The organism is Sutterella wadsworthensis 2_1_59BFAA (assembly GCF_000297775.1).
Lineage (GTDB): Bacteria > Pseudomonadota > Gammaproteobacteria > Burkholderiales > Burkholderiaceae_F > Sutterella > Sutterella wadsworthensis_A.
In genome coordinates, this window is sequence record NZ_JH815516.1 from 188,260 (window position 1) to 209,853 (window position 21,594).

General features: G+C 64.5%; 21 protein-coding genes. 7 read left to right on the plus strand and 14 right to left on the minus strand.

Annotation, left to right across the window (positions count from 1 at the left end; genetic code table 11):
• Positions 1-403: 403 nt before the first annotated feature.
• The 9 genes from HMPREF9465_RS06605 to HMPREF9465_RS06640 form a co-directional block, all read right to left on the minus strand.
• Entirely contained in the window at positions 404-2,188 is a 1,785-nt protein-coding gene (locus HMPREF9465_RS06605) for a flavocytochrome c (RefSeq protein WP_005435297.1), read from the minus strand.
• Between the two features lie 376 nt (positions 2,189-2,564).
• Complete coding sequence (locus HMPREF9465_RS06610) at positions 2,565-3,185, minus strand: molybdopterin-dependent oxidoreductase (protein ID WP_005435299.1); 621 nt, start codon at positions 3,183-3,185, stop codon at positions 2,565-2,567.
• Positions 3,163-3,408: a hypothetical protein gene (locus HMPREF9465_RS13205; RefSeq protein ID WP_005435300.1), complete on the minus strand. Its 246-nt coding sequence runs from the start codon at positions 3,406-3,408 to the stop codon at positions 3,163-3,165. The genes HMPREF9465_RS06610 and HMPREF9465_RS13205 overlap by 23 nt, the downstream gene beginning before the upstream one ends.
• A gap of 84 nt (positions 3,409-3,492) precedes the next feature.
• The gene (locus HMPREF9465_RS06615) at positions 3,493-3,870 is read right to left on the minus strand and encodes a hypothetical protein (protein WP_005435302.1); all 378 of its coding nucleotides are present in this window, start codon (positions 3,868-3,870) and stop codon (positions 3,493-3,495) included.
• 255 nt (positions 3,871-4,125) lie between these two features.
• Positions 4,126-5,415 (minus strand): amidohydrolase, encoded by a 1,290-nt coding sequence (locus tag HMPREF9465_RS06620; RefSeq protein WP_005435304.1) that lies wholly within the window; start codon positions 5,413-5,415, stop codon positions 4,126-4,128.
• Positions 5,416-5,564: 149 nt separating this feature from the next.
• Positions 5,565-6,038 (minus strand): hypothetical protein, encoded by a 474-nt coding sequence (locus HMPREF9465_RS06625; protein WP_005435305.1) that lies wholly within the window; start codon positions 6,036-6,038, stop codon positions 5,565-5,567.
• A gap of 47 nt (positions 6,039-6,085) precedes the next feature.
• Positions 6,086-6,859, minus strand: coding sequence for a DUF3100 domain-containing protein (locus HMPREF9465_RS06630; RefSeq protein WP_005435307.1), 774 nt, complete (start codon positions 6,857-6,859; stop codon positions 6,086-6,088).
• Between the two features lie 236 nt (positions 6,860-7,095).
• A complete protein-coding gene (locus HMPREF9465_RS13210; RefSeq protein ID WP_155994191.1) occupies positions 7,096-7,233 on the minus strand; it encodes a hypothetical protein in 138 nt (45 codons plus the stop codon).
• 312 nt (positions 7,234-7,545) lie between these two features.
• Positions 7,546-8,646: an amidohydrolase gene (locus HMPREF9465_RS06640; RefSeq protein ID WP_005435312.1), complete on the minus strand. Its 1,101-nt coding sequence runs from the start codon at positions 8,644-8,646 to the stop codon at positions 7,546-7,548.
• A 239-nt stretch (positions 8,647-8,885) separates the two neighbouring features.
• Between HMPREF9465_RS06640 and HMPREF9465_RS12385 the strand changes: the two genes are divergently transcribed.
• On the plus strand, positions 8,886-9,845 hold the full coding sequence (locus HMPREF9465_RS12385; RefSeq protein ID WP_005435314.1) for an FAD-dependent oxidoreductase: 960 nt from the start codon (positions 8,886-8,888) through the stop codon (positions 9,843-9,845).
• 85 nt (positions 9,846-9,930) lie between these two features.
• Here the strand turns inward: HMPREF9465_RS12385 and gpmI are convergent, their stop codons facing one another.
• The 4 genes from gpmI to HMPREF9465_RS06665 all read right to left on the minus strand — a co-directional run bounded on the left by gpmI (position 9,931) and on the right by HMPREF9465_RS06665 (position 14,589).
• Complete coding sequence (gene gpmI / locus HMPREF9465_RS06650; RefSeq protein WP_005435316.1) at positions 9,931-11,475, minus strand: 2,3-bisphosphoglycerate-independent phosphoglycerate mutase; 1,545 nt, start codon at positions 11,473-11,475, stop codon at positions 9,931-9,933.
• A gap of 68 nt (positions 11,476-11,543) precedes the next feature.
• Positions 11,544-11,735, minus strand: a complete 192-nt coding sequence (locus HMPREF9465_RS06655) for a hypothetical protein (RefSeq protein ID WP_005435318.1) — start codon at positions 11,733-11,735, stop codon at positions 11,544-11,546.
• 337 nt (positions 11,736-12,072) lie between these two features.
• Positions 12,073-13,224: a porin gene (locus HMPREF9465_RS06660; RefSeq protein ID WP_005435320.1), complete on the minus strand. Its 1,152-nt coding sequence runs from the start codon at positions 13,222-13,224 to the stop codon at positions 12,073-12,075.
• A 393-nt stretch (positions 13,225-13,617) separates the two neighbouring features.
• On the minus strand, positions 13,618-14,589 hold the full coding sequence (locus HMPREF9465_RS06665) for a TDT family transporter (RefSeq protein WP_005435323.1): 972 nt from the start codon (positions 14,587-14,589) through the stop codon (positions 13,618-13,620).
• Positions 14,590-14,878: 289 nt separating this feature from the next.
• Here HMPREF9465_RS06665 and HMPREF9465_RS06670 point away from each other — a divergent pair, with 289 nt between their 5' ends.
• From HMPREF9465_RS06670 to HMPREF9465_RS06680, 3 genes are all read left to right on the plus strand, one after another.
• The gene (locus tag HMPREF9465_RS06670; RefSeq protein ID WP_038006917.1) at positions 14,879-15,904 is read left to right on the plus strand and encodes a hypothetical protein; all 1,026 of its coding nucleotides are present in this window, start codon (positions 14,879-14,881) and stop codon (positions 15,902-15,904) included.
• Positions 15,905-16,063: 159 nt separating this feature from the next.
• On the plus strand, positions 16,064-17,029 hold the full coding sequence (locus HMPREF9465_RS06675; protein WP_005435327.1) for a LysR substrate-binding domain-containing protein: 966 nt from the start codon (positions 16,064-16,066) through the stop codon (positions 17,027-17,029).
• Between the two features lie 222 nt (positions 17,030-17,251).
• Positions 17,252-18,436: a metallophosphoesterase gene (locus tag HMPREF9465_RS06680; RefSeq protein ID WP_005435329.1), complete on the plus strand. Its 1,185-nt coding sequence runs from the start codon at positions 17,252-17,254 to the stop codon at positions 18,434-18,436.
• A gap of 79 nt (positions 18,437-18,515) precedes the next feature.
• Here the strand turns inward: HMPREF9465_RS06680 and HMPREF9465_RS06685 are convergent, their stop codons facing one another.
• Positions 18,516-19,943, minus strand: coding sequence for an aldehyde dehydrogenase family protein (locus tag HMPREF9465_RS06685; protein ID WP_005435331.1), 1,428 nt, complete (start codon positions 19,941-19,943; stop codon positions 18,516-18,518).
• Between the two features lie 461 nt (positions 19,944-20,404).
• On the opposite strand from HMPREF9465_RS06685, the gene HMPREF9465_RS06690 reads away from it, so the two are divergent.
• The 3 genes from HMPREF9465_RS06690 (at position 20,405) to HMPREF9465_RS06700 (ending at position 21,586) form a co-directional block, all read left to right on the plus strand.
• Positions 20,405-20,650 carry a hypothetical protein gene (locus HMPREF9465_RS06690; protein WP_005435338.1) on the plus strand — a complete coding sequence of 82 codons (246 nt, stop codon included), beginning with the start codon at positions 20,405-20,407 and terminating at the stop codon, positions 20,648-20,650.
• Positions 20,651-20,756: 106 nt separating this feature from the next.
• Complete coding sequence (locus HMPREF9465_RS06695; protein ID WP_005435340.1) at positions 20,757-21,056, plus strand: hypothetical protein; 300 nt, start codon at positions 20,757-20,759, stop codon at positions 21,054-21,056.
• An 80-nt stretch (positions 21,057-21,136) separates the two neighbouring features.
• The gene (locus HMPREF9465_RS06700) at positions 21,137-21,586 is read left to right on the plus strand and encodes a copper resistance protein NlpE (protein ID WP_005435342.1); all 450 of its coding nucleotides are present in this window, start codon (positions 21,137-21,139) and stop codon (positions 21,584-21,586) included.
• Positions 21,587-21,594: the final 8 nt, after the last annotated feature.

The window sequence follows — 21,594 nt, forward strand, 5'->3', positions numbered from 1 at the left end:
GTGCAAAAGCACTCCGAATTTCCATGTTGTCCATGATTCTGGCCGCCTTCGGCGTCCTTGTTGCCTCTCTGCTTCCCGTTCTCAAGAAGCGCTGCGTGCCTCTCTGCGGATGATCCTCTCGAAGCCTGCGCGCGCCTTCGGGTACGCCTCCAATCGCTTGGGCGCGCACAGGCCTCGAAACCCATTCTGAAAATCGTTCCCTGTGCCGGTTGCCCCGGGCTGCAGCCGGCTTTGCTGCCCCGGTCCGCTCTTGGTCCGGGGTTCTTTTTATCTTTGGTGACGACGAAGGCGCCGTCTGCGGACGCACAAGCCGCAGACGGCGCCTTCATTTTCATCCTGCGGGCGTCTCCCTCAGACGCCTGCAGGAAATGCCGTCCTGCCTTTTATGTTGAGGCGGCTGCGCTCACTTCTGTTCGAGCGCGTACTTCGCAGCGTGTTCGCCTGCACGGCGGCCGAAGACCACGGTGTCGGCGACGGCGTTGCCGCCGAGGCGGTTGAAGCCGTGCACGCCGCCCGTCACTTCACCTGCGGCATAGAGGCCGGGCATCGGACGGGACTGGATGTCGAGGACCTCGCTTTCGGTCGTGACGGCCACGCCGCCCATCGTGTGATGGATGCCGGGCGCAACTTCGACGGCGTAGAAGGGCGCCTTCGCGACGGCGAGCGGCATGTCGGGACGCCCGAACGCGTCGTCATGGCCCTTGGCGCGGTACGCGTTGTAGTCGGCGAGCGTCTTTTCAAGGACCTTCGGATCCATGCCGGCAGCCTTGGCAAGCCCTTCGATCGTGTCGGCCTTCTTCAGCATGCCGAGGTGGTCGTAGCCGCGGACCATCTTGGCCTTGGCGTAGAGATCGGCGTCGAAGACGAGCCAGGCGTGGCGGCCGGGCTGCTTGAGGATCGCGTCGGAGGCGCGGTCGCGGGTCGTGAGTTCGTTGACGAAGCGCGCGCCCGTTTCGTTGACCATGACGGCGCCGACGCCGCGGACCGTTTCACTGATGAGAATGCGGCTTCCCTTGCCGACGGTCGGGTGGGCCTGGATCCAGTCGATGTCGGTCATGCTCGCGCCGGCTTCAAGTGCCATGCGCACGCCGTCGCCGGTGCTCGTGACGTTGTTCGAGCTCGTCATGCCCTTGAAGGTCGGACGATAGAAGGCCACCATCTCCTTGTTCTGGCCGTAGCCGCCAGCAGCGAGCACGACCGCTTTGGCGTTGACGCGGTAGAGGCCGCTGTGCTTGCCTTCGACCACGACGCCCCTGACGGTGTGGTTTTCGTCAACAATGAGCCTGACGGCGCGGGAGTTGAGGCGTGCGGGCACGCCGTCCTTCTCGGCCTGAGCGCGCAGAGTCTTGACGATGTGCGGACCGACCGTCTCGCCGCCCGTCGGGCGATGCGTGCGGTCGACGCGGGCGCCGCCCGAGCGCTTCACTTCTGAGAGGTCCGCGCCCATGCCCTCGAGCCATTCGACGCCTGCGGCACTTTCCTTCGCGAGGATTTCAACGAGGGCTCGGTCGTTCTTGCCGCGGCCGCCCTTGAGCGTGTCCTCGACATAGGCTTCGACCGTGTCGGTGATGCCTTTGGCCTTCTGTTGCTTCGTGCCGACGGCGTTGTAGCCGCCCGCGGCGAGCATGGAGTTGCCACCCGAGAAGCTGTTCTTTTCAAGAAGGAGAACGGAGGCGCCGGCACGCTTGGCGGCGATCGCTGCGTTGAAGCCCGCGCTGCCCGCGCCGATCACCACGACGTCATAGGATTCGCGCGGCTCGGCCTTCATTGCCGCCTCGATGGCCGCTTCGTCGGGGGAGACCTTCGGTGCGGCTTCGGGCGCATCGGCGAACGGCATCTTGTTCGGGAAGGTGTGGCAGTCGTTGCAGACGAGCTTCGGACGGGCGTGCGCGGTGTGGCAGCTCGTGCAGTTGATGTCGCCGAGATGCGAGTGGTGCGGATCGATCTCCGTGCCCGTCTTCCTGATGTCCTTATAGGACCCGTGGCAGGTTTGGCACTGCGCGTTGAGCGCATGCTCGTCGTCGGGGACGGACGCCGCCGTCACGGCGTTCGTGCCGTGGCACGAGGCGCAGCCGCCCATCTTCGAGTGAAAGTCCGCGAGCGTCTGGCCCGCCGCCGCTTCGCCGCCGATGAGGGCGCCGCTCAGAAGCGCGCCGATCATCAGGCCGAGTGCCTTCTTCGTCATCATGATGTCTTCTCCTTTTGAGTGTTGTTGTGACGAGAGGCGGTTCATGCCGCCTTCCGATGAATCGAGTCTAGGCGCTAGGGAGGTCAAAATCTTGATTTGCGTCAAGTCGAAAACCGAAGGCGCCGCAAAGTTCTGCAGGAGTATTAAGAAAAACTGGAAATGCTTGGGTTTTCGAGTATGTCGATTCAGGTTTTTTGCGGGGTGCGGGGCGAAGAGTGCGGTGCAGAGGTGCATGCGGGAAGAGGGCGGAATGTGAGGGCGAAAGACGAGAGAGGGCCCGCAGACGCAAGCCTGCGGACCCTCTCGGGATCCGTCGGGATCAGCCGGCCGCGGGTTCAGGACCGGGCCGGTCTCGGACGTCAGTCGTCCTCACGCACTATTTCGGGCTGCTCCCAGACGCGCATGCGCGGGAGGTTCTGCCGAGCATCATCGCGACGTCGGTGCCGGGACGCGGCGCGATCCCCTGCGCCTTGTCGCCGAAGCATTCGGCCGTGTCGGGCTTGAGCGGGTTGATCGCCACGACCTTGACGCCGCGGGCCTTAAGGGCTAGCAGGCCGCCCGCGTTCTCATGAATCGTCGTGCACCAGTCGATGTCGTTCGTGATCGTCGGATCGGCGCCCCAGAGGACGACGAGTTCGGTCTTCTCGTTGATGAGCTCCCAGGACGTCACCTGTTCGTAGACGCCGTTGGAGCCGATGACGTAGGGCAGCACCACTTGGGCGCAGCCCGTGGAGTAGTCGCCCGTATAGGTCGTGTAGCCGCCGTTGAGGTTGAGGACGCGCTGCAGGAGGTTTCGGGCGTTGCCCACGGAGCTCGTTCTCATCCAGCCGTAGGAACCGCCCCAGATGGCGCCGGGATCGTAGGTCTCGCGAACGCGCTTGAGTTCGCCCGCGACGAGCTTCGCGGCCTTTTCCCAAGAGACTCGCACGAACTGATCGGACTCGCGGCCTTCGCCGCCTGCGCGGTGGCCCTTTTCAAGCCAGCTCTTGCGAACCATCGGATGGCGGATGCGGGCGTGGTTGTAGGGCTGCTGGGCAAAGGCCTGCAGCCGGAGCGACGGCGCGAGGTCGCGCTTGAAGGGCTCTGATGCGGCCGCCCTTGAGCGTGCGCACGCCGTTCATGCCGGACGGGTGCTTGGGAGAGGCCGCATGAGCGGCGGGGATGAAGGCGGCGCCGGCAAGCGCGCCGGCTGCGCGGAAGAGATTTCGGCGATTGGTCATGTCGCTTTTTCCTTGTTCACGGTTGGTCGGAGTGTGAATGCCTGTTGTCCCGAAGGCTGTTCGGAAGCGGACGGCGGGGACGTGTTACATGGGCTTGGCGTGCGCCTGCAGCCACTTGAACATCAGTTCGTTGGCGCCCGCGCTCGAGTGGCCGGTGCGGCCGCCGCGCTTGGGCAGCTGGCCCGCCCATTCGTTGGCGGTGTGGGCGGAGGCTTTGGGCGCGCCGTGGCAGGTGGAGCAGGCGTCGGCGTGACGCACCTCGGCCTTCTTCCAGAGTCCGTCGAGATCCTGAGTGAGCCCGGCGGGGGGCACCCAGCCTTCTGCGCTCGCGGCCTGCCAGGCGTTGCCCTGAACGGACTTTTCGGCGCCCGAAAGCTTCACGGCGCCGTCCTCGTCGAAGGCGGCGTACTGGATGCGAAGGCCGGCATCGTGCAAATCACTCGCCGCGTGTGCGCTCGGCACAGTCCTCGCCTCCTCCGCGCTTTTGTAACGGTTTTGCGAGCGTTTGGAATGAGAGCGAAGTGGTATCCATCCCGTGAGTGGCGGGTGTTCGGAGGAGGGCGGGAGGGGAAGTCGGCTTGCGGGAGAGGGAAAAGGAGGGGCGTGATGGGGAGATGAGGAAAAAAAGGGGACGGCGCTCTGCTGCAACGCCGTCCCGAAACCCCCGCGGCCTTTGCCGGACCGCATGGGACAGGAAATCAATGTGTGGATGAGGCCTTATCTGATGTCGTCCATGAAGGCCACGTAGGACTCTCGGTCAAGCCGGGGCTTGAAGGCCGTGCAGATTTCGTCGGCCTTCTGCGCGCCGTCTGCGAGCAGGTCGACGATCGTGAGGGCCAGGGCCTGCGGGATGCGGGTGAAGGCGGCCTCGCGGTCGCGAAGCTCGTAGTCGGCGCCGTGGAGAACGCCGTCGACGCAGCCGACCCAGGGGTGGATGACGGGCATGAGGAGCGAGACGTCGCCCATGTCGGTCGAGCCCGAGCTGTGTTCGCCGAGCGTGACCTTCTCCTTGCCGAAGAGTTCGACGGCGTTGTCACGCAGGACTTCGCGGAAGGCGTCGTCGGGGGCGAGCGGGAGGTAGCCCGGCAGGTTCCTGATCTCGCACTTCGCGCCGATGGCGTCGCCGCCCGCCCTGAGGGCGCGGTCGACGGCCTTGTTGTAGCGGGCCATGGCGTCGATGTTGGAGGCGCGCACGTAGCTTTCCATCTTGACGTAGTCGGGGATCACGTTGACGAGGTCGCCGCCCGCGTTGATGATCGGGTGGAAGCGCACGTGGTCCTGGTCGCGGAAGGTTTCGCGGATGGCGTTGACGCCCATGACGCCCATCATGGCGGCGTTGAGGGCGTTGATGCCTTCTTCAGGTGCAAAGGCGGCGTGAGCGGGGCGGCCGTGGTATTCGATGAGCTTGCCGATGAAGCCGTTGCTCGAGGCGCCGAGATTGAATTCGTCGCCCGAGGCCACGTGCATCTGCATGGCCATGTCGATGTCCTCGAAGGCGCCTTCGGCGATGAGCTGCTGCTTGCCGCCGAGGTACTTGAGACGACCCTCGTCGCGCTGGGCGTTGCGCCAGTCGATCTCGACGTACTCTTCGGCGGGGACCGCGAAGAGGACGACGTCGCCGTCGAGTTCGGACATGACGTCGCGCAGGCCGCAGGCCACGGCGATCATGTTGGCGATCTGGATGTTGTGGCCGCAGCAGTGGGCGGCGCCCGTGACGGGGTCGGCGTTCCTGTGGTTGCGGCAGACGATGGCGTCGAGCTCGGCGAGCATCGCGACGGTGCGCTTCGAGTTCCTGCCCTTCATGCGGGCCTTGACGCCCGTGATGCCGTGGCCGGCCGTGAATTCGATGCCGAGCCTCTCGAGCGCCTCCTGCACCTTGCGGGAGGTCTTCACCTCTTTGAAGCCGAGTTCGGGCTCGGCGAGGATGGCTTCGGAAATCGCCTCGATGTCGGCGCGGTGTGCGGCGATGGCTTCGCAGACTTTCTGCTTGATGGCGGCTTTGTCCATGATCTGTACAGGGGACCGTTTCCGGCGCCTGATGGCGGCGACTGCGGTCCGCTCCTTTCTATATCTGGTGATTGACGGGACCGGGTGCGCCCGCCCCCGCAGGGGCGGCGGGCATTCGGTCCATTGTAGAACGATTGTCGGAACGAGGATCAGAAGATGCCCTCGAGGTGCAGCATCAGCTCGGCGAGCGCGGTGGCGCAGAGGAAGCTGCCCGAGGCGACGGCCATGGCGACGGGGACGATGCGCCAGGAGAGTCGCTTGAAGGCCTCGAGGTCCTTGCCCAGGCACAGGCCGCCGTAGGCGAGGATCGGGGTCGTCGTGGCGAGGAAGTTGATGTGCTTGGTCTGCTCGACGATCCACACGCCGCTGGGGAAGCTCGGGATCGAGACGATGACGGCGGTGAGCGAGACCCAGAAGACGACGGGGAGCTTGTTGAAGCCGGGCAGCATCTGGATCACGACGCCGAAGAAGGCGATCGCGACGATGACGAGGATGCCCACGGCGCCTTGGGCGAGGTCGCCGTTGTAGCCGAAGGTGTTGGCGACGACGGTGTAGAGGCCGGTGACGAGCAGGATGAAGATGTAGTCCTTGAGCTTTTCAAGATGGGCGGCAATGGCGTTCATGATGTACTTTCCTTGTGACGGGGGGCGGTGCGGTGTGTTCAGGTCTCTCAGGCGGCGCGCTTGTCGCCGGTTACGAGTTCGTAGATCTTGACCGTGACGGGCAGCGAGATGAAGAGCGCGAAGTAGATGCCGAGTACAGAGGTCATCAGGTTGGCGGCGGCCGCGTAGGCGCCGACGGTTTCGGCGGCTTCGGGGTAGGCGGCGATGATCGAGCCCGTGCCGGCGGCCATCATCGAGGCCGAGCCGATGCCCGCGCCCATGGCGAGGGAGTGCGGATGGAAGATGTCGAGGCCCGCGACCACGCCCGCGAGGATCGAGATCCAGAGCGCGCCGAAGACGGTGCCGCAGATGTACATGCCCATCACGCCGCGGCCCTCGGGGCTGTCAAGGCCGTACTTCTCGCCGATGATGGCGACGTTGGGCTCGCGGTCGATCGAGTAGCACGCGCCGATGGCCTCGCGTTTCATGCCGAGGAGCAACGCGACGGGCAGGCCGAAGATCAGCGTGCCGAAGAAGTGGCCGAACTCCTGCATGATCAGGGCCCAGCCGGAATTGAGAAGCATCTCGAGGTTCGGCCCGATGCCCAGACCGATCTTCGTCAGGAGGACCAGCATGGCGATCGGCATGAACTTCGCGGCGCGGTCCATTTCGGCGAACTTCAGGATCCCGAACTTCGGGAAGGAGAGGATGCCGCCCAGCACCAGCGCGTAGAGCAGCGGCAGCAGCACGACGAGGCCGAAGCGGTGCATGCCGATCGATTCGGCCACGATCACGACGATGAGGGCCAGCAGATGAAGCTTCCAGTTCTTGATGAGATCCATGTTGAGTCTCCTAGTTTTTCCTGTGGGGCGAAAGGCCCCGTCCATGGGTGTGGACGGTCTTCCGGCGGGGTTTCCCGGCTCTTTTGACGGATTTCGGGTGCAGTGGGGCCTTGAGCCTTCAGTGCGCCGAAATGCAAAATCGGCCGGTCGGATTGTCAAAGGGGGTGTTGGGGAAGGGGCGGCGGACGTTCACGGCCGGGGAGGCCGCAACGGCGCCTGATATCGCACGCGCGGGCTTAGAGGGAGCCGCGCGTGGATGTAGAGGAGGATGTGGAGGAGGAGGCAGAGGTGACGGACGTGAGCGCAAGCATGGCTTCAATCTCGTTCAATGGCTGCCTTGCGAGGGCCAGCGCCTCAATTCTGCATTCCGGCATTTTCCTGCTCCAGTGGTGTTCTTCAATGCCCGCCGCATTTGTCTGCAGGGGCGTAACAGGAAATACCCTAGCAGACCTGAAACAGATGTTCTCAAATTCGAACATGGAGTTTGACGAAAGTCAAAGCTTTATGGGCGGAAGTACTTGGATTTCATGTGATTGCGCCCGGGTGCCTGCACCCGATCGGGGTCTCAATCCCGTGCTTTGAAGATGGCTTGTGCGGCGGGCGTTTTGGCGCTGCTTAAGAAATGAAGGCGGGGCCGTCCGTGTGGTGGACGGCCCCGCGGGGGAGCGATGCGGCTTTGTGATGCGTCAGCCGACGTGCTTGAGGGCGGCGGCGGTGAGGACCCTGACGCCCATGTCGAGCTGGGTTTCGTCGAAGGTCATGTTGCGGGCGTGGAGGCCGGGCGTGCAGCCTGCGCCCACGCCGAAGTAGGCGGCGCGGATGTGCGGGCGTTCCTTCTTGAAGAAGTGGAAGTCCTCGCCGCCACCGCCGCAGTCGCGGGCGAGGCATTCGTCGCCGAGGACCTCGCGGATCGTGCCGGCGAGTTCGGCGACGAGGTCCTCGTCGTAGACGGCGGCCGGGATGACGACGCCGGGGAGGATGACTTCGGCGGTTGCGCCGTAGGCAGCGGCGGTGCCCGCGGCGGCCATGCGGACCTTCTCGAGGAGTTCGTCCATCAGTTCGTTCGTCTGGGCGCGGATGTCGAGCTTGAGGGTTGCGGTGTCGGGGATGATGTTGACGGCAGCGGCGCAGGCCTGGATGCTCGTCACCTTGCAGGACCACACCTTGGCGGGGTCGCCCTTGATGGCGGCGACGGCCTGCGTGACGGCGGCGGCCACTTCGGCGCAGTTGACGCCGAGGTGCGGGCGCGAGGCGTGGGCCGTGCGGCCGTGGATCACGATGTCGGCGAAGGTGCTCGAGGTGTGGCGAACGGCGGCGGCGCAGGTGCCCGTCGGGATGTCCTGGATCGGACGCACGTGGCAGCCCAGGGCGATGTCGACGTCGTCGACGGCACCCGACTTCAGGACCTCGAGCGCGCCGTGGAGCGTCTCCTCGCCCGGCTGGAAGAGGATCTTGAGGGTGCCGCGGCGCACGCGGTCCGCGAGTTCGGAGGCGGCGGCGAGCACCATCGCGCAGTGGCTGTCGTGGCCGCAGGCGTGGACGGCCTCGATCGAGCCGTCATCGTTCCTGAAGGGCAGGGCGTCCATGTCGGCGCGAAGCATCAGGACGGGGCCGGGCTCGGCGCCCCTGATGACGCCCATGACGCCCGTCTTCCCGACGCCGCGCGTGACGGCGTAGCCGAGCTTTTCGAGGGCCTCGGCAAGGTAGGCGGAGGTCTTGTTTTCTTCAAAACCGAGTTCGGGCGTCTTGTGCAGGTCGCGCCAGATCTCGACGACGTTGAGTGCCATGCTGGTCTCCAATGTGAAGCGGATGGGTTGGTTGGATGAATTCTCAATATTACCGCGCCCGGCGCAGGGCCGCAGGCCTGAGGTTTTCCTTCAGGGGCGCCCCGGGAGGCCGCCCGATGGCCGAAAAAGCGCATCGAATGTCCTTCCTGAGGTTAGTGCGCCGAAGTGTTCCGTCGTAGCATGAAAAGGACGTCGGACGTGACCGGTCCGGCGCCGCTCAAGACAAAAGGAGAGAAATCATGCAAGCTGCACGCCGCAATCTGCTCAAGACCGGCCTCATGTGCACGGGTGCCGCCGCTGCCGCAGGCGTCTCGCTCCCGGCCTCCGCCGCAGTCGAGCCCAAGTCGAAGATCGCCCGCGAGGAGTGGGACGTCGTCGTGGTGGGCGCGGGCTTCGCGGGCCTCTGCGCCGCGCTCGAAGCCAAGGAAAAGGGCGCCAAGGTTCTTCTCATCGAGAAGATGGGCCGTCCCGACTGCACGTCCGCCTACAGCTCCGGCTGGATCGCTGCGACGAAAACGCGCTATCAGGACAAGGACGACGATTCCAAGGAACTCTACTTCAAGGAGATGATGGAGGTTTCGGGCGGTCGTTCCGATCCTGCCCTCATCCGCGCCTATGCCGAGATTGCGCGCGAAAGCGTCGACTGGCTCGGCGACCGCTCGGTCTATTTTCACGTCGGTCCCTCGCAGCTCGAGGGCTTTCCCGACGAGGTCGTGCGCATGATGCTCAATCCCATGGCCGTCGAGATGGTGCTCTTTGCGGCCCGCGGGCTCGACAGAAGGCGCCCGGAAGCTTCAAGGCGCCTTCTCGAGCTCGCGACGATCGAGGAGGTGAGGCTCGCAAGGCGCCTGCCGCCGCACTTTGCGCCGCTCCCGAGAAGCCCGCGCCTTCAGGCGATCGCCATGGAGTTCGCCTCCTTTGAGAAGGCCGAGTGGATGATGGAGGACTGGGCTGCGTTTGCGGGCATGAGCGTGCGCACGCTCAGCCGCCAGGTGCAGGCCGAGACGGGACTCACCTTCCGCAACTGGCGCCTGCAGCACGTGCTCCTCGTCTCCCTCGGACAGCTCGCGCGCGAGACGAGCGTTGAGGAGGCGGCGCTCACGGCGGGCTACCAGAACACCTCGGCCTTCATCTCGGCCTTCAGACAGGTCTTCGGGATGACGTCCGGCGAATACAGGCGCACGCTCCAGGGCGCCTGAAGCGAAGCCGATGCATGAATGACAACGAGCCCCTGCAGGCGGACTGCAGGGGCTCGTTGTCTTGATGAAGCGGATCGGTGCGGGATCAGCGCATCGACACGAGGACGCGGCCCGTCATTTCGGGCGGGATCGGCAGGCCCATGAGCGTGAGCACGGTCGGGGCGACGTCGGCGAGGACGCCATTTTCAACACGCTCGACGCGGTCGGAGACGACGAGGATGGGGACCGGGTTGAGCGAGTGGGCCGTGTTGGGCGAGCCGTCGGCGTTGACGGCGTTGTCGGCGTTGCCGTGGTCGGCGATCTGAACGACCTCGTAGCCGTGGTCGCGCGCGGCGTCGATGACGGCGCCTGCGCAGGCGTCGACGGTGACGACGGCCTTTTCAATCGCGTCGTAGACGCCCGTGTGGCCCACCATGTCGCCGTTGGCGAAGTTGAGGCAGATGAAGTCGTACTGCTCGGTGGCAATGGCCTCGACGAGCTTTTCGGTGACCTCGGGGGCGCTCATCTGGGGCTGCAGGTCGTAGGTCGCGACCGAGGGACTCGGCACGAGGATGCGGTCCTCGCCTTCATACGGGGCTTCGCGGCCGCCGTTGAGGAAGAACGTGACGTGGGCGTACTTTTCGGTCTCGGCGATGCGCAGCTGCCTGAGGCCCTGGGCGGAGACCCATTCACCGATCGTGTTGACGACGTTCTCCTTCGGGAAGAGGACGTGCAGGCCTTTGTAGGTCGGGTCGTAGGGCGTCATCGTGCAGAAGTAGAGCGGCATGGGCTCCATCTCGAAGTCGAGCTTGGGCTCCTGCGTGAGCACGGTCGTGAGCTCCTTGGCACGGTCGTTGCGGAAGTTCACGAAGACGACGGCGTCGTGCGGGCGGATGCGGCCCACGGCAACGCCGTGAGCGTCCGTGAGGTACTGCGGCTCGAGGAACTCGTCGGTGATGCCCTGGCGGTAGGAGACGCGCACGGCGTCGGGCATGTCGGAGACGGGATTGCCCACGCCCTTGACGAGCAGGTCGTAGGCGCGGCGCACGCGCTCCCAGCGCTTGTCGCGGTCCATGGCCCAGTAGCGGCCCACGAGGCTCACGAGTTCGCCCGCAGTGTCGGGCTTCGCCATTTCGGCGAGCATGTCCTTCACGAAGCCTTCGCCGCTCTTGGGATCGGTGTCGCGGCCGTCAAGGAAGCCGTGTACGTAGACCTTTTCGAGGCCCGCGGCCTTCGCAAGGCGCAGGAACGCGTACATGTGGCTGTTGAGGCTGTGCACGCCGCCGTCGGAGAGAAGGCCCATGACGTGCAGGGCGCAGCCCTTTTCGCGGCAGTGGTCGATGAGGGCCTTCACCTCGGGATTGTCGCCGATCGAGCCGTCGGCGACCGCGCGGTTGATCTTGACGAGATCCTGGTAGAGGACGCGGCCGGCGCCGATGTTGAGGTGGCCCACTTCGGAGTTGCCCATCTGGCCGTCGGGCAGGCCCACGTTTTCGCCGTCGGTGCGCAGTTCGGCGTGCGGATACTTCGCCGCAAACTCGCCGAGGCGCTGCGGCCTGACGCTGCCGATCACGTCGGCCCTGTCGCCGCGGCCGATGCCCCAGCCGTCGAGAATCATGAGCAAAACCTTCTTTCGTGCACAGGCCGTCATCGCCTTGTCTCCTTCTTCCTGATCCTGAATCCCTGTCGGTGGTGTCTGTTGGGAGAGCCCTGCGGGGCTTACTCCTCGTCCTGCGGGTCGCGGACCTCGACCGGCGTTTCGCTCAGCGCCTGTTCGACCTCGCGGTCGAGCACGGACTCGACGAACTCGCTCACGGACTGTCCGCGGTTGGCGGCGGCATGAATCAGATTGTCATAAAGGGACGAATCGATGGCCACTTCAAGGGTGACGTAGTTGGTGTCTTCTGCCATTTGAATTCTCTCTCGAATAGTTGGAGGGGCGGACGTGGGATCGGGGCTCCGTGCTGCGCTTTCCCTTCGGGGGGCGCGGCGGGCGCCGTCTCCGCCTTCCTGATCAATCGGATGATTATCACGGATCGGCTCCCCATCGTCAATACCGCGGAACCTGGAGGTGCCTCGCAGACGCGGTTTGGAGGGGCCGGAGAGGGCTCTTGCGGAACGGAAGCGGGCGCAGCGGGGGAGGCACACGAAAAGGAAAGCCCCCCGCGGAAGGTTCCGCGGAGGGCTTCGGTTCATGTCCGATTCAGCAGTCGGAAGACCGCTTCATCGGCAGGTGACGCGTTTCTGATTAGAAAGCGTGCGTCAGACCCGTGAAGACTTCACCGACCTTTTCCTCGACTTCACCAGCCTTGGTGGTGGCGTCGAGCGTGGCCTTGTAGTAGCCGGCGGCGAGGTAGACGGACGTGCGCTTGCTCAGGCGGTATTCGTACTTCGTGGCGAGACCCATGTAGTCGAAGTCGCGTTCTTCAACGTTGGCCTGAGACGTTTCAGCCGTGCCGTCGACATAGTAGGCGCCGACCGTCAGGTCGCCGTTGCTGATCGGAACGATCGTGCCGAGGTGAGCGCCGAAGCCCTTGACGCCCTTGTCGAAAACGGTGTCAAAGCTCGTGAGCTCGGCACCCGCACCCTTGACCATGCTGGCGAGAGCGTTGGCGCCGCTGCCCTGGATGCCCTTGAAGTACTGGCCCATCACGAAGGTCTTAGCGAAGCCGCAGTCGTAGTTGCCGCCGAGGTAGACGATGTGGCCGTCTTCACCGCGGGCGTCCTTACCGAAGGACTGGTAGTTCTGGAATTCGTAGGCGAGAACCGTGTTCAGGGCGCCGAAGTTGCCCGTAAGAGCCGTGGAAGCGTAGCGGTTGACGGCGGAGGAGCCTTCACGGTCCGTGTCGGTGCTGGATTCATTGAAGGAGTACTGGACCGTGGCCTGCAGACCGGCGAACTTCGGGGTCTGGTACGTGACCATGTTGTCGTAGCGGGCGGACTGGAGGAGGCCGAGAACGTCACCGGAACCGCCGTCGAAGGCGTCGCCGTAGCCGTAGACGAGGTCGAAGCCGGCGCCGGAACCAACGCCGCCGACGCGGCCCATGGTGAGCGTACCGAAGTCGGAGGAGAGGGCGACGGTGGCCTGACGGTCAAAGAGCTTGCCGGAGGTCTTGAATTCGCCGGAGTCGGCCTTGAAGCCGTTTTCGAGCTGGAAGCTCACCTTCATGCCGTTGCCGAGGTCTTCAGAACCCTTGATGCCGAAGCGGGAGGCAGAGTTGCGACCGTTTTCCATGGAGAACGTGTCTTCATCGACCATGGTCTTGTCGCCGACGGTGACTTCACTGCTCTTGTACTGGAGACCCAGGTCAACCTTGCCGTACATCGTGACGTCGGCGGCCTGAACGGAGAAAGCGGTAGCGCCGAGAACGGCGACAGCGATAAGAGACTTCTTGAACATAATCTTGTCATCCAAATAAAAGGGAAAATTTGGGAGTCACTGCTTTTCGCGTGGCTAGGGAGAATACTGGGACAAGAGGGGGCGATTCGCAAGAAGCTCCCCTTCCGGACGACCTTCATATTTAGTGCATCGGCCTGCGGGACAAGGTATCCGGCCGGAATGCGGTGATAACCCCTATACTGTTGCGCAAACGCAACAAACGGGCGGAATCGACCTTGGGGCCTGCGTTTGGAGGCGGTCGTCATCCATGCGCGACATTATGAGAACGGCATCGCCGTTTCCCGAATGTCGTGCGCGGGACGAGATGAAGAGAACAATGAAAAACGGCGCCCTGCCGGATGAAGCGGGACGCCGTTTGGTTCAAGGTTTGTGCGGGGCGTGCTGCCTGGAGACTCAGGCTGCGGCGGGTAGCTTCGGGAGCATGCCGCGGAGGTTCTTCGCGTAGAGGGCCGCCACATAGAGGATCACCACGGCGGCGACCGTCACTTCGACGTGGGCGAGGAAGCGGATCTGGTGCGCGTAGTGAAGGGCGCCAGGGAAACCCGCCACGAGGTTCGAGAGCTTGTAGAGCGCCGTCGCGCCGATGGCCATCGGGAAGGTGAAGGCCGCGTAGCCCGGCGAGAACTGAAGCCTCAGGAGGCGCCAGAAGGCGAAGTAGATCACGACCGTCATGAGGATCGCGATGCCGAAGAGGAGCGCGACGAGGAGAAGCGACGGATCCTTCTCGACCGTGAGATAGCCTGCAAGCAGCAGGCTCGCGGGCGCGGCCAGAATCGCGATCGTGGGCTTGGCGCCGTTGGGGACTTCGGGGAGGAAGAAGAGGCGGTAGATCATCAGCGGCAGGAGCACGGCATAGGCCGCAGCGCCCATCCAGAAGAGGATCTTCGCGAAGGGAAGCAGCACGGCCACCTCGGGGAAGGTCACGTCGGCCACCACGATGCCGATGGGCGGCACGAACCAGGAGGGCACCATGAGTTCGAGCCTAGGTTCCTGCAGGCGGTTCACGACGAAGATGCCGAGCGCCGCCAGATGAAGGAGCACCGCCGCGCACCAGAGCACGACGCCCGCTTCGGGCATCCAGTGGCCCGCGGTCTTCGAGACCACCATCAGGCACATCGCGAACGTCGGGACGATGCTGCCCACGACGGGATGCTTCAGGTCGGCCCAGAGCGTGTCGTGGTGCGCCGTGAAGCGAAGCACCAGAAAGCCGATCATGACGAGGCCGATCACGGCACCCGTCGTCTGGCCCCAGCCCGCGAGCGGCAGGGCGTTCTCGAGGCACCAGCCCAGACTCGCAATGCCGAGCGCGAGACCAGCGAGCGGCGTGGGCAGGCCACGAACCTTGTAGTGAAGCTTTTTGAACATAGGAATTCTCAAGAAAAGGGCGGGATTACCCTTGGTTTGCGGGGCTATTTTGGCAGAAAATTCGTTCGGAGGCGTCGTTTTTTTCAGAACCGATCGTTCGGAAAATGCGACCGACCTAACTTCAATCGTTCGGCTTTACCGAAAGTCGGGACATCCTGCGCCCTCACGACTTTTTGCAGGCCTTCCGCAGGGGGAGGCCTTTTTCGGCTTCTTCGAATAGAATGTACCTTCTATAAAACATTTAATATTAAGGATAGGGCCTACCCGTGGCAGCGCCCGCAACTGCGCGATGGACATGGAAGACAAGGAGACGGCCCCGGGAACGGTGCTTCTGGCGGTGGACGTTGCAAGGCGTCAGGCGGAATTGAGGCGAAGGAGCGTCATCATGACGGAGGATCCCGTCGAGGCGGCCGAGTGGCTTCGCACCTACAGGCATCCGATGACTGAGCTCATCTCGATCGGGCCCTGGGCGTCGTACAGCGCCTTCAATCAAGGTGCCGGCGTCGACCTGCCGAGGCTTCTTCTTTCGGACCGCGTGCGCTCGGCCTGTGCGGTCGAGGTGGCGGGGCTCGACTACGCGGCGCAGCAGGCGAAGTACCTTTTTGCATTTGAGGACGCCGCCGAGTGGATTGAGGCCAATGTTGAGACGCGCGTGATGAGCGTCGTCGTGCCGCTTTCGATTTTTGCGACCGACCCGGACGCCCTGAGGGCCGAATTTGAGGAGGAGAAGCGCCTGAGGTTTACGAACGTGAAGACGAAGGAAGGCGCCGCGAAGCCCCGCCGCATTCTCGCCCGCTGGAACGTCGTGAAGAACCTCGCGAAGGAGGCCCGCGAGTCGATCGGCAACTGGTCCTCGGACTATGCGGCCGAGAAGGTCCGCCAACAGGTTGCCTGGCCCGTGCCGCCCTCGATGGAGGTCGATTTTCCGGGATGCGTTTTCGCCCGCTACAGCACCTCGGCCGAAATCGAGCCCACGCGCCAGCGCACGCACAACACGATCCTCTTCACGGGCATGGCGGTTCACCGCGAGATCGGGCGCAACAGGCCGTACTGCAGGCGGCACTTCACGCCGGGACTGCTTCTGGGCGGCCCTCGAAACTGGCCCGACTACGAGATCGGACTGGTCGACGTGATGAGCATTCCGAGGGCGGCCGCACTTCTAGGAGAGAGCTTCATCAGGCACGCCGCCTGGCGTCTTTCGCCCGAGGACGTCGTCTGGTGCGGGGACGCTTCGGTCCTGCACGACGTGAAGCTCAGCGCCGACATGCGGATTCTGCTCGGCCTTTCGAGAGAGAGGCGCAGGCCCGCCCTCTGACCCTCGAGCGTGATTTCCTCACGGGTTTTCCCGCTTTGGGCTTGGGATCACGGAGCGTGCGTGCCATAATCATCGTTTGAGAATGCCGGCTTTCAGACGGTCCCTCGTTCGAGGGAGCCGGACCGTCATTCCCGCCAACCTTCCCACGAGGACCCAGTCATGCAGATTACGCTTCGCCAGATGCAGGTCTTTCTTGCAGTCGCCCGCACCGAGAACCTGTCGGTTGCGGCGCAGGATCTTGCGATGAGCAAGAGCGCGGTGAGCCAGGCCCTGACGGAGCTCGAGGGGCGCCTCGGCGTCACGCTCTTCGAGCGCACCCGCGGCCGACTCCTTCTTTCGGCCGAAGGCAGACGCCTCAAGCCCGCCGCCGACGAGCTCATGGAGCGCACCGACGACATCGAGTCGCTCTTTTCGGGCCGCACGACGGGCCAGCTCAGGCTTGCCTGCACGTTCACGATCGGCTCCTTCATGCTCTCGGACCTGATGCGCGACTTTCAGGCGCACGCGGGCTGGATGCCCGAAATGCGCATCGCCAACACCGCCGAGGTGGCCGAATCGCTCCTCAACTTCTCGACCGACATCTCGATCGTCGAGGGCCCCGTCACAAATCCGCACCTCATCACCGAGCCGTGGATTTCCGACGAAATGGTCGTGGTGGCGCCCAAGGGGCACCGCCTCACGCAGGGCGTCGCGACCTGGGAGCAGCTCTCTCGCGAGCGCTGGATTCTTCGAGAGGAGGGCTCGAGCACTCGCATCTTCTTCGACGCCCAGATCGGCCTTCACCTCTCCGAGCACAACATCATCGCGAACGTCAACAGCTTCGAGGCGATCGTCGGCATGATCATCAACGGCATGGGCCTCACCTTCATCTCCGAGCGCATCCTCCACGATCCGTTCTTCGGTCCGCACCTCAGGCGTGTCAAGTGTCCCGAGACCTTCACAAGGCAGCTCTCCTTCTGCATGCACAAGCAGAAGTACCGCTCCTCCGACCTCCAGGCTTTCCTCGCCTTCTGCCGCCTTTGGGGCGAACAACTTCTCGAACGCGAGCACAGCCGCAGGCTCGAGGAGGAACAGGCGGCCATGGTCTTCACAAGTCCCTCCCGATTCAGCGGCGAGGTTGCCTAGTTTCCTGACCTGCAGCCCTGCTGCATCCGGTCTTCCTTCCTCAGCCATTCTCTTGGGAATGGCAAAGCCGTCCACAGATGAGGACATTGCGCAAGAATTCGACGCCTTGCAGCACCAGTATTCCTGCGCCTCCGTGTACAATGCCTGCCGCTTCACGTTCGGACGGGCCTCCCTCAGGCTTTTCGCAGAAGTCTCCCAAACCACCAGACCGATTCCATTTCCATGCACGTCACCGTCTATCTCATCTGCGCGCTCGTCACGGCACTGATGGCCGCCTACGGCATCTGGCGCACGATCCGCATCGCCCATCTCGGCACGACCTCGAAGCTTGCCGTCACGGCCTTCTTTGCGCTTGCGGGCGCCTCGCACTTCGCCTTTCTCGACATGACGGACCTCTTCGAGCGCGCCTTCATCGTCGACACGCTGCCCGTCACGGGGCTCTTCGTGAGCTTTGCCTACTGGTTCTTCCTGCTGGCGCTCGCGCGCGACGTGATCGGCGGCGTGCGCGGACTCGTGCGCAGGAAGATGGGGCTTCCCGTCGAGAAGCGCGACCTCTTCACGATCGTCTCGACGTGCTTCGTGGCCGTCTTCGGCATCTTCTTCGGCATCACCTCGACCTGGAACGCGCTCTCCGAGCCCACGGTCGAGCCGATGACCGTGGCCGTCAGAAACCTTCCGCCCGAGCTCGAGGGCTTCAAGGTCGCCCAGATCACGGACCTGCACGCCTCGAACCTCTTCCCCGCCGCCCGCACCGAAGCCGTGGTGAAGGCCGTCAATGAGGCCAGGCCCGACCTCGTCCTCATCACGGGCGACTTCTCCGACGGTCCGCTCGACAGGGAGGCTGCCGTTCTTCAGCGCGACGCGGACCTCGCGCCTCTTTCCGGCCTCAAGGCCGCCTACGGCATCTTCGGCGTGACGGGCAACCATGAGTACATCCGTCCCGAGCGCGAGAAGCTCCTTGAGATCATCAGGCGCCATGGCGTCGTGATCCTCGAGAACGAGGCCGTCTCCATCGCCGTCAAGGGCCGCCGCGTGACGGTGGCGGGCGTGGACGACCTCGCGGCCGAGCGCACGGGCGCAGGCCGTCACGACCTTGCGGGTACGCTCTCCAATCTCGCCGACGACGACCTCCGCATCCTGATGGACCATCAGCCCCGCACGGCTCCCGAGGCTGCGAACCCTGCCTGGAAGGTGGATCTGCAGCTTTCGGGTCACACCCACGGCGGCCACACGGGTCCCGTCGCGATTCTCGCTTCGCTTGCCAACAACGGCTTCGTCAAGGGCTTTTACGAGCTGGGCGGCATGAAGCTCTACGTCTCCCAGGGCGCGGGCTTCTGGGCGGGCTTCCCCGTGAGAAGCGGCACCTTCAACGAAATCCCGCTCATCACGTTCACGCGCGCCAACTGATCGAGCAGCTTTTCGAGCATTCCCGGCATGAAAAAGCCTCCCGACTTCGGGAGGCTTTTTTGATGAGTTTGGGCAGGTGTCAGTATGTCGTTCGGTCGAAGACGGCCTTCTGCTGCGTGAATTCGAGCAGGCCCGCGAGGCCGCCCTCACGTCCGATGCCGCTCTGCTTGTAGCCGCCGAAGGGCGCGGTGACGTCGCGCGGGGCGTCGTTGATGTAGACGTTGCCCGAGTGGATGCGCTTTGCGACCGCGACCGCCTCGGCCTTCGTCGGGGCGTGCACGTAGCCCGAGAGTCCGTAGGGCGTGTCGTTGGCGATTGAGACGGCCTCCTCGACGGTGTCGTAGGGAATGATGCAGAGCACGGGGCCGAAGATCTCCTCGCGGGCGATGCGCATGTCGTTTCTCACGTCGGAGAAGACGACGGGCCTGACGTAGTAGCCGCGGGACATGTCGGTGGGGACGCCGCCCATGACGAGTCGTGCGCCTTCGTCGATGCCGGCCTGCACGTATTCGGCGATCTTCTCGAACTGGGCCTTCGAGGAGACGGGGCCGATGTCGGTCTTCGGGTCGGTCGGGTCGCCGACGACGAGCTTCGCGGCGAGCTCACAGAATTCGGACTCGATGCGCGCGAGGTCGCGGCGGGGCACGATGAGGCGCGAGAGAGCCGTGCAGGTCTGGCCCGCGTTGAAGAAGATCGAGCTCAGGATCTTGGGGTAGGCGGCCGAGTAGTCGTCGGAGGGCAGGAACACGGCGGGGGACTTGCCGCCGAGCTCGAGGCTGATGTGCTTGACGCTCTCGAGCGCGCGCCGCGCGATGCGGATGCCGACGGTGGTGGAGCCCGTGAAGCTCACCATGTCGACGTCGGGATGCGAGGCGAGGCGGTCGCCGAGTCTGGAGCCGCGACCGCTCACCATGTTGAAGACCCCCTTGGGGAAGCCCGCGCGGTCGAAGGCGTTGGCGAGCAGGCAGGCCGTGAGCGGCGTGTGCTGGCTGGGCTTGAGAACGACGGTGCAGCCCATCAGGATGGCGGGGACGACCTTCTGGACGACCTGGCCGAGCGGGTAGTTCCAGGGCGTGACGCAGGCGACGACGCCGACGGGCTCGCGGTAGACGGTGGAGTTCGGGAGCGTTTCCTCGAGGACCATGCGTTCCGCCGCCTCGATGTAGGAGCGCACGCGCACGTACTGGTACTCGCAGTGGGTCCTGGTCGTGAAGCCGACGGGTGCGCCGAGTTCGGCCACTTCGAGCGGGATGATCTCGTCGTGCAGGGCCTCGAAGTTCGCGAGCATGGCCTTCATCAGGCGGATGCGTTCTGCGAGGGGCGTCGTGCGCCAGCCTTCGAGCGCGGCCTTTGCGGCCGCAACGGCGCGGTCCGCGTCGGCGGGCGTGCCGTCGGGGATGCGGGCGAAGCGCTCGAGCGTGGCGGGGTTCTCGACCTCGATCCAGGCGTCGTCCTCCGAAGGCGTCCATTCGCCGTTGATGTAGTGTTTTTCAAAATCCCATGACATTTTGCGAATCCTTCTTCTTCTGTTTCTGTTTTTGCCGGCCTCGGGGCGCGTCAGCATCCGCGTCGGGGCCGGAAGCAGGGCACCAGATGTCCTAACTCTAGCGCAAAGCGAGGGGTTCTGCGGGCCTGCCCATAATGCTACAGCCTCAGGGAAGCCGAAGAGATAAGGCGTTTTGAGTAGGCGCATCTCTCGGGGCGGGCGGACCACACTCGGCTTTGCACGCCGTGCCGTTCCCGGATTTTTCGGCTTCTTTCCTGCTGCAACAGCCTCACGCAGTCGGACATGATTTGTTGCGCATAAGCGGCACGCCGACTGGCAAGATGTCTTCAACGGACGAACGACGGGAACCGAAGCGAAGGAAGCCCCGTCGGGCGGACCGCCATCCGAGAAACAGCATACATATAGGAGAGTGCGCGCAGGAGCAGGACCGACACTGCAAGCAACTGCACGCCGACGACATCATGACATTCAACGCCAAGCTTCTCACTGCCACCGCCGCCGCTCTCATCGGTGCCATCGCGCTCACGGGCTGCAACGAAGCCCCGGCTCCGGCCCCCGCCGCCGAACCCGCCGCGCAGACCCAGCCCGCTCCGGCCCCCGAGGCCCAGCAGCAGGCGCCCGAACAGGCTCAGCAGCAGGCTCCGGCCGAGGCCCAGAAGGCCCCCGAGCAGGCTCAGCCGGCCCCCGCGCCTGATGCCAAGAAGTAAGGCTTCGCCTTCATGACGGGAGGGAAGATCCCTCCCGACGCTTCGCCACGATCCATCAACCATATATTAAGGAAGGACCCGCGCCACAACGCAGTCCGAACACATCATGACGAACACCATCAAGCTTCTCGCCGTCGCCTCCGTTTTCCTCGCTTCCTCCGCCTTTGCGGCGAACCCGCCCGCGGCTCCCGAGCGCGAGGCCCAGCCGGCCGTCAAGGCTGCGCCCGCCGACCTTCAGGCACCGGCGCCCGCTGCCGACGTTCAGGATCCCGCGCTCAAGCTTCCCGCCGATCTGACCCCTGCCGACAAGGCGCAGACGGCCGACGAGCCGCAGCCGCAGGGCGGCAAGCAGGCTCCGCAGCCCGAAGAGGCCGCCCAGCCTGACAAGGCCGCCAAGGCCAAGTAAACTCAAGTCAAGCCGACAATTCCAGAGAGAGCGGCGCGCCGAATCCGACGGTGTCGGGTGAAGGCGCGCCGTCGTCACATATGAAGAACGCCTCCAGAATCTCCATCGCCGCCCTCTGTGCGGCCGCCGCCCTCGGTCTCGCGGGCTGCAATTCGCCTTCTTCGGGCACTGCGCCCGAGGCTGCTCCGGTCCAGGTTCAGGCTCAGGATCTCACGCCCATGCAGAAGGCCGCCGGCGTCTATGCGGGCGAACTTCCCTGCGCCGACTGCTCGGGCATCCGCACGACGCTCTACCTGAGGGCCAACGGCGTCTACACGCGCATCTCCGAATACGTCGGCCGCGACACCTTCGAGGACGGCGGCCAGTGGACGATCGACGAGAAGGGCGTCGTCACGATGACGCCCGCCGTCAAGGGCGGACAGCCTTCGCTCGCTAGGGTTGAGGAGGGTGCCGTGAGGCTTCTCAACGCCGACGGCGATGCCGTCGAGGGGCCGATGGCGGACCTTTATGTCCTCAAAAAGGATCAGTGATATAAACC